Source organism: Methylobacterium sp. GC_Met_3 (genome assembly GCF_026540775.1).
Classification (GTDB): domain Bacteria; phylum Pseudomonadota; class Alphaproteobacteria; order Rhizobiales; family Beijerinckiaceae; genus Methylobacterium.
In genome coordinates this window covers 1-6,595 of record NZ_JALNUL010000101.1, presented here as the reverse complement: position 1 = coordinate 6,595, position 6,595 = coordinate 1, and the positions used below count along the sequence as shown (strand labels likewise).

Below are 6,595 nucleotides of genomic sequence, written 5' to 3'. Positions count from 1 at the left end.
GGATCGGTTGTTCCCAAAGCTTCCTGATCTCGATGTCCCCGTGCAAAGGGACCCAACTAGCCCGGCCGAGAGGCCGGGCTTTTTTGCATCCGATCCGGTGTACTCAGGACGGAGCTACTTTCCGCCGCCGCTGCCGGTCGAACCGACGCGGGACGGCTGGCCCTCATTGCCAGCAGCTGCGGAGTCGGTCGCGATGCCGTCAGCGGCACGCCCGGTCGGCGAGTAGGTCGCAGCGGGTGCATCTCCAGTCGAACCCGGCTGGCGAGTGACGATGCCAGGCGCACCAGGTGGCACGATTACGGTGGTGCTGGTCGGCGACTCGATAACAGCCTGCGCAAAAGCCGGAGGCGCCAAGCTAGCGAGGATAGCGGTAACGATGGCGATCTTGGTCATCCTGATCTCCTGTCGGGGGACGGCGCGGCAGGAAACTCCTGAAGCGTTTGGCAACCATGATTGTGCGCGATCGATCCCGGAAGTTGCCGCTCACAGGAACACCGTCGTGTGCTCGCGCACGCTAGACACGAACGGCAACAGATGCGGGGTAAGCCTCGATCCGATCGCCGCGTCTGCGCGCTGATCCACTCCACGGCCGGCTCCGATCTGATCATGGGCGGGGGAGCGCGCCGCCTTCTGGCGTTGCAACCGGCTGTCGGTACACTAGCAGGCGATGCACAACCTCGCGCCTAACAGTCTCTCTCGCCTGCGATCCCTCTCGACGCTGGGGCCGCGCTTCTACCGAGCCTCGGTCTACACGCGTCCGACCCCACCAATCGGAGGAGTAAGGTGAGGCGGTAAGCCTGCGTCGCCATCCCTACGCCTTCCGCTCCCGGAACCGGATCCCCGCTCCGCCACCGTTCTCGGGGATGAACTCCAGACCGGCGCCGCTCATAGGTAGGAGACGGATAAGGCTGTCGGCAATCATCCGAGGATCCCTCATCGCGCGGCCTTGAGCCAACCCGCGTGCCATGGTTCAAACAGGACGGCCAGGTGGGTGAGTGTCCAGCCAGGAGCCTGCAAAGCTCCGCACGTCCGGTTCGACTCCGGACCCCGGCCTCCAAACCATTCCTACGTAACATCTGGCTCCCATCGAGCGGTGAGGCCATCGCCGCCTGGCACTCGCGCGGGGTAGGGCAGGGCGCTCCATAACCAATCGCCAGTTGGGCTCGCCAAGCTTCATGGGTGAGCTGGAAGGATCCCGCTCTCCCCGAAAAGGGGGTCTTTTAGGGGTCCCGAAAATGGGGGCGCTACCCAGGGGGGCCCCTCTTTCCGAATAAAAAAAGGGGGTCGCTTTTTATGTGACGCCTCACGACGGATCGGCAGGCTCGGCTCGAAGCCTCACGCCAGGGCGCCCGTGGTTCAGGAACTCGACGCCGGCAGCCTCCAACGCGGTCTGGACCCGGCGGACCACGTCGGCGCCGCTCGTGATCTCCGCGACGCCCTTCGCCTCCATCTTGCGGATCGTGTTGACGTGCAGGTCCGCCCGCGTGGCGAGGTCTGCTTGTTCGATGCCCGAGAGCGCGCGTGCGGCTTTGAGCTGATTGCCCGTCACCAACATTGATGTTTGCCACACACATTTAGAGGCCGACGGCACACACCAACACGGCTGTGTGTATGAAACACACATCCGTGTTGCCCGCATACATAGTCGGGTTGCTCGCCAATGTCCAACCGCACCGTCTCTCGGACCCGCCTCTCCCGCTCGCTACACGACAGCAAGCCCAAGATCCCCGCCGGCCTGCTCTCGGCCCGCGCCTTCATTCAGTTCGGTGCTGGCAAGCGCCCCCTCGTCGTCTCCGGCCAGTACGACCGCGCCGCCATCATGGCCGTCGCCTGCCGCGCAGCCCCCGGCATCATGGAGCGCTGCAGCGTCTCCCGCCGCGTGGCGATGTCCTCCGCTCTCAAGGCCGCTTGGCAGGTCGCCAAGGCCGCCCACCGCGCCGCTGCGCACTGAGGCCGCGTCGATGTCCGCCCCCCTCACCCGCCGCACCGCGCTCGCCGTCGCCGTGTCGCTCGCGTCCTACCGGCCCGCCCTGGCGTTCGATCCCTTCGCCGAGGCGATCCGGTGGGCCAAGGCCGGCGATGCAGCCTACCGCCGGACCGGTGACTGCGCCCGCGCCACGCAAGCCGCTGGCATCCCCCTCCCGGCCGACTGGCGTTCCTATCGTGCCGGCCTGCTGCGAGTTCGCACGGAGGCGCGGTTCGCGCTCCACAGCATGACGCCCGCGACGCCTGCCGAGGCCGTTGCGCTCGTCGCCTACTACCGCGACCGGGCCGAGGCATCGGGCGATCCTGTCGCCTTCCGTGCGGCGCGCAGGCGCCTGCTCAAGGTCGCCAAGCGGCCGGGCGCTGTCTCCTTCGACCTGACGCCGCTGGACCGCGCCGCACCGGTCTGACCAGCCCGCCGAAATTCGTCGCCTTCCCCCGACCCACCGCCACGAGCCCCATCAAGAGCGCGAACGATGAAGCACGCCCGCATCCCAGATTTCAGTCATCCCGTCCCGGTCCGCGTCACGGACAGCGGCAAGCCCGAGCGCGTCCACGTGCGTCGCCCCTACCGCGACCTACCGGACGAGCCGATCCCCGGCGAGATCGAGCCTTGGCAGGCCGTGACCCCGATCCGGCCGGACACGGCGCACAGCCGGTCCCTGCGCTTCCTCGACGCTGCGGGCGAACTGCCGGCCGCCGTCGCCATCGTGGGCGGTGGCATGGTCCTGACCGGCCTCGCCACTCTGCTCTGACCCCAGCCCGCAACCCGAGCGGGCCAGCTGCCCGCGCCCTCATTCGAGGATCCCGCGATGTCCCTACGCACCACTCTACAGAAGCTGATCCGCCGCGATCCTGCCACCGCCCTGCGCGAGCGCGCCACTGAACTGCGCGGCAGCCTGAGCCGCCGGACTGTCGTGGCCGGCACCGTCGCCACCGCTGTGCCCTTGCCGGCACTCGCAGCCCAGCCGCAGTCCGAGCGCGCCGAGTACCGCGCCTGTCTGTTGGCCGCCTATGCCGAGGACAGGGCTCGGCGCCCATCCAGCAAGACAGCCGAATTCGGCAGCGTCGAGGAGCGTGCCGCTGACCTCGTGGGCCGGCGCCTCTGGCACACAGCTCGGGAAGTCCTCGCCCTGCCGCCGCCCACCACTAGCGACGGCCTTGCTCTGACAGCGCTGGCCGCCGCGATCATGGCCGAAGCTGAGTACACCAACGATGAGCCGGCCATCACTGCTGCCGTCAGCCTGACCCGGGCCGTCCTAACCTTCAACGGGAGCCTTCCCCGAGGGGTTCGTTGGGTTCGGCGACGAGCCCGACCACATCGACCGCGACGAGGCTCTCTACAGCTCCGCAGGCTCGCTTCCGGCATGGGCCATCGCCCAGGCGCAAGCTGAACTCGCCTGACGCCGCCACCGCGCCGCGCTCAACCGCCGCGCCTCCCCTGATCCTATGATCCCAGGAGGCACCATGCCCTCGCTCAATCTCCGCAACCTGTTCCGTCAAGACCTTGCCGCTCCGAGCCTTCGAGAGCGCGCCGCCGCTCACCGGGCCCGCGCTGCGCATCAGCCTGGAGGAGGCGGCTCAGACCGCCCTCGACGCGGCGGATCGGATTATCGCGGTTCTGGACCGCATGGACGGCGACGCGGACCACGAAGACGGCGGGGACGCTGAACCGTCTCTGGCAGCCCCCGAGAACACCGAGGGCTCGCAGGTCGTCTACATGCGCGGCGGTGATCGGGGCCGCGAGGTCGATGCGCCCGAGACCGTGCTGCCGGAGGTGTTGATCGAGCCGCAGCCGGTGGCCGGCATCCTGCCCTGGCGCGGGCGCGGCAACTTCATCGCGGCGGCCGGCACGATGCTCCTCGACTTCGTAGGCATGCGCTGATGCCGACCCAACTGCCAACCCGCCCCACGGTTGAGCGGCGCCTGTCGCTGCCGGAGACCGCCCGCTTCCTGATCCTGGTGGCGCGCGTGCGCCTCCTCGACCTTCGGATGCACCGCGTCGTTCGGCAGGGCCCCGGCTTCTCTGATGACCGTCTGTTGCACCTGATGCGCCGATGGCTGGCCCTGCACGAGGCGATAGCCGCCATGTTGCCGGGCGTTCCCGAGCCCAAGCACGTCAAGGAGGTGCGGGCGATCCTGCGACCGCCCCTAGCCCCCAGAGACCGGGGCGAGGGCCGTCGAAAGCCCTTGCAGTAGCGCGGTGAAGCCCGCGGCCAACGCCGCTGCGGCGTTGATCTTAGACTGCTTGTTCAGCGCATCGTCACGTGGCGTCGATCGGGCCGGCCGACCATTCTCCCAAAGCTTCACGGTGAACGGGGGGCATGCGGAGCACCGCCGACCAGAACCACAGCCCTGCAGAGACAATGGCCGAGGCCGCCGAGGCATACTGCAATACGGTCGGCAGGCTCGGAGGCATCGCACGATCTCAACGTTGACTAAACCGTGCCGCCCGGCCGGCATGCGCAGTCCGGCCGGACCAATTTTTGGCGCGTCGCCAGCGAGGGTCAGCAGCCGCCGCAGATCGGCTTCGCGTCCCGCTGCCCTTCTCTTTCTAGGCGATCCATTGTCCTCTCGCGGCTGTAGGATTGCGCATGCGCCAAACGACGGATGCCAACCTTCGAAGGCTGCATTGCGCGGGCCGTCCTAGTCGAACCGGAGACCGCAGCGTTAGCGATCGACGACGAGTGCGAGATGCAGTCGCCGTTTTACGCCGTAGAACTACTATTTTCTGATAAATTTATCGCGTTTCGCGTAACCACGCCCACACGTGCTGCAGCGTCCCTTGTTCACCGATCCGTTGAGCTGCTCGGCTCTCGCTACGCCAAACCTGAGGTGGGGTGCCGTAGCAATTACGGAAACTGCGGCTCAGTTGCGAGATCGTGTTGAAAGCATACACCTCCGCCAATCGGCTGATGGTGCGTCTTTCCATCGGGTCAGCGAGGGCGTCGCGCACTGCCCTCAAGCGCTCCCCTTGAACAAAATGCATCACGCCTCCTTCCGGCTCGAACATCCGGTAGAGTGTGGACCGCGAGATCTGCATCCGCTCGGCGATCAACTCGGGCGACAATGTAGCTCGCGACAGATTTTCCTGGACAATCGTTTTGGCTAGCGCGAGCAGACCGCCATAGAGTTCATGACCCTCCAGCACGTCCGTGGCCTGCGAGGGGTCAAGCAGACGGCGAAGGAAGGCTACGAATTCATTGGCGACGGTCGAAGCGTCGTCAGGATGGGTGGTCGGCAATCGGCGATAGATATTTAAAATATATGTGGCCAGCAATCGGTTGCGGGCTGTATCAAAAAGCAAATCATGATCTTCAAGCGGTAGACCATGGAGGTGGGCGCACGGGACGACGATGCCAGTTGTATCGGCTTGGTCGAGCATACCATCGATTAAGTGCCGGCGACCAATGAGCGTCACGGTACCAGATGAGGCTGAAATCGCTTTGCCAGCGATGGTGCCTCGATAGCGACCGGAACGATAGAGTTGGAATGTGTAATGGTCAGGGCCAGCGTCGACGCGTCGGCGGTCCCGCTGAAGATGCTGAGTTGAAAGCAGTGTGCGGTGAGCGACGAGATCACCGACTTGGTAGGCGATGTTGCTACCGAAAGGCAGGACGGCGGATGGAGTCGTGGGTCTGACTTCGTACAATGGCGCCATGAGGGTGCGCCATCGCTCATAGGCCTCTCCCGGGGGCAGGCCTGATGTCGTCAGGAAGAAGTAAGGCAACCCCATTTAATCGTGCTTTCATCAGCACTCAACGAGCCAAATTCTCAGGTACCCGGCCTGTTCAGCGGCGGACGTTAGGCATGCGGCACTAGGCGCTCTCCTAGGACGGGGCACGGCCTGATGACACTCAGCCTAAATATCAACTTTTAATCTTGTATTCAGTTGCACGAGGTGCACGCACAGGGTGCTCCGTTCGAGCAACGGCGTCGTCCACAGTGGCAGCTCACGGCGTAGACGGATGCGCAGACATGACCGCTGCCGCCAGCACAATCCGAAACACCTTCTCCTGTGGCCCTGACCGGTCCACCGCCTCGAAAGCCGGCGTGGCATTCACAAGAGCCGCGATGTCGAAGCTGTGGCCGCTGGCGAAGCGGTAGGGGCCGGCTGTCGGATCCCGCAGGTATAGGTCGATCGCTGCGACAACTTCCTGGCTGGTGATGATGCCGGCCTTGCGCAGGTCCGCGAGGGTCGACTGTCCGGCTGGCATGGTCGCGCTGATCATCCCCCGACGTTGACTTAGCTGTGCCGCCCGGCCGACAGGAACCGTTATTGATCATAATGAGCAGCACTGTCTCGGTCCGCGACCTCAACTCATAGCACCATTTGAGGGCTGCCGAGGGGCAGCGATCGACCTCGGCCCAAGCGACCCTGTGAGAATTCTCGCGGGCGGTAGGACGGGCCGAGCTATGCGGTGACGGTCTGCGCCCGGTCGGTATGACGAACGCGACCATCAGTCCGTAAAGCCCCCACACTGACGAATTGCCGCCAGGCACGGCCCTGACTTGGTGGGCCGTTTACCGCTCCGCATCACACTCCAGTCCGCCATCTCACGGACGCCGCCATGCCGACATCGTTTTCTTGGCTCCCTGGGGCGCCAGTACC

The 6,595-nt window shown here is 65.5% G+C and carries 10 protein-coding genes and 1 tRNA gene; 7 read left to right on the top strand and 4 right to left on the bottom strand.

Translation table 11 applies throughout. The features are described from left to right. Nucleotides 1–114: 114 nt before the first annotated feature. On the bottom strand, nt 115–393 hold the full coding sequence (locus OXS27_RS31290) for a hypothetical protein (protein ID WP_243925270.1): 279 nt from the start codon (nt 391–393) through the stop codon (nt 115–117). A 588-nt stretch (nt 394–981) separates the two neighbouring features. Between OXS27_RS31290 and OXS27_RS31285 the strand changes: the two genes are divergently transcribed. Beyond that, nucleotides 982–1,057 (top strand) — tRNA-Cys (locus OXS27_RS31285). Between the two features lie 246 nt (nt 1,058–1,303). Here the strand turns inward: OXS27_RS31285 and OXS27_RS31280 are convergent. Then, the gene (locus tag OXS27_RS31280) at nt 1,304–1,555 is read right to left on the bottom strand and encodes a helix-turn-helix transcriptional regulator (protein ID WP_243925269.1); all 252 of its coding nucleotides are present in this window, start codon (nt 1,553–1,555) and stop codon (nt 1,304–1,306) included. A gap of 105 nt (nt 1,556–1,660) precedes the next feature. Here OXS27_RS31280 and OXS27_RS31275 point away from each other — a divergent pair, with 105 nt between their 5' ends. From OXS27_RS31275 to OXS27_RS31250, 6 genes are all read left to right on the top strand, one after another. Further along, complete coding sequence (locus OXS27_RS31275; protein WP_267361558.1) at nt 1,661–1,951, top strand: hypothetical protein; 291 nt, start codon at nt 1,661–1,663, stop codon at nt 1,949–1,951. A gap of 10 nt (nt 1,952–1,961) precedes the next feature. After that, nucleotides 1,962–2,393 carry a penicillin-binding protein gene (locus OXS27_RS31270; RefSeq protein ID WP_267361557.1) on the top strand — a complete coding sequence of 144 codons (432 nt, stop codon included), beginning with the start codon at nt 1,962–1,964 and terminating at the stop codon, nt 2,391–2,393. 66 nt (nt 2,394–2,459) lie between these two features. After that, nucleotides 2,460–2,738, top strand: a complete 279-nt coding sequence (locus OXS27_RS31265; protein ID WP_267361556.1) for a hypothetical protein — start codon at nt 2,460–2,462, stop codon at nt 2,736–2,738. Between the two features lie 57 nt (nt 2,739–2,795). After that, complete coding sequence (locus tag OXS27_RS31260) at nt 2,796–3,377, top strand: hypothetical protein (RefSeq protein ID WP_267361555.1); 582 nt, start codon at nt 2,796–2,798, stop codon at nt 3,375–3,377. Nucleotides 3,378–3,490: 113 nt separating this feature from the next. Beyond that, nucleotides 3,491–3,868, top strand: a complete 378-nt coding sequence (locus OXS27_RS31255; RefSeq protein WP_267361554.1) for a hypothetical protein — start codon at nt 3,491–3,493, stop codon at nt 3,866–3,868. Beyond that, a complete protein-coding gene (locus OXS27_RS31250) occupies nt 3,868–4,182 on the top strand; it encodes a hypothetical protein (RefSeq protein WP_267361553.1) in 315 nt (104 codons plus the stop codon). The genes OXS27_RS31255 and OXS27_RS31250 overlap by 1 nt, the downstream gene beginning before the upstream one ends. 541 nt (nt 4,183–4,723) lie before the next feature. On the opposite strand, the gene OXS27_RS31245 is transcribed toward OXS27_RS31250, so the two are convergent. Next, nucleotides 4,724–5,719, bottom strand: coding sequence for a helix-turn-helix domain-containing protein (locus tag OXS27_RS31245; protein ID WP_267361552.1), 996 nt, complete (start codon nt 5,717–5,719; stop codon nt 4,724–4,726). Nucleotides 5,720–5,936: 217 nt separating this feature from the next. Further along, a complete protein-coding gene (locus OXS27_RS31240; protein ID WP_267361551.1) occupies nt 5,937–6,200 on the bottom strand; it encodes a hypothetical protein in 264 nt (87 codons plus the stop codon). Between the last annotated feature and the right edge of the window lie 395 nt (nt 6,201–6,595).

What these genes read in the sequence shown, in the direction of transcription:
- OXS27_RS31280 (WP_243925269.1), bottom strand. Translation starts at nt 1,555, where the DNA reads ATGTTGGTGACGGGCAATCAGCTCAAAGCCGCACGCGCGCTCTCGGGC.
- OXS27_RS31265 (WP_267361556.1), top strand. Translation starts at nt 2,460, where the DNA reads ATGAAGCACGCCCGCATCCCAGATTTCAGTCATCCCGTCCCGGTCCGC.
- OXS27_RS31245 (WP_267361552.1), bottom strand. Translation starts at nt 5,719, where the DNA reads ATGGGGTTGCCTTACTTCTTCCTGACGACATCAGGCCTGCCCCCGGGA.
- OXS27_RS31250 (WP_267361553.1), top strand. Translation starts at nt 3,868, where the DNA reads ATGCCGACCCAACTGCCAACCCGCCCCACGGTTGAGCGGCGCCTGTCG.
- OXS27_RS31240 (WP_267361551.1), bottom strand. Translation starts at nt 6,200, where the DNA reads ATGCCAGCCGGACAGTCGACCCTCGCGGACCTGCGCAAGGCCGGCATC.
- OXS27_RS31270 (WP_267361557.1), top strand. Translation starts at nt 1,962, where the DNA reads ATGTCCGCCCCCCTCACCCGCCGCACCGCGCTCGCCGTCGCCGTGTCG.
- OXS27_RS31260 (WP_267361555.1), top strand. Translation starts at nt 2,796, where the DNA reads ATGTCCCTACGCACCACTCTACAGAAGCTGATCCGCCGCGATCCTGCC.
- OXS27_RS31275 (WP_267361558.1), top strand. Translation starts at nt 1,661, where the DNA reads ATGTCCAACCGCACCGTCTCTCGGACCCGCCTCTCCCGCTCGCTACAC.
- OXS27_RS31290 (WP_243925270.1), bottom strand. Translation starts at nt 393, where the DNA reads ATGACCAAGATCGCCATCGTTACCGCTATCCTCGCTAGCTTGGCGCCT.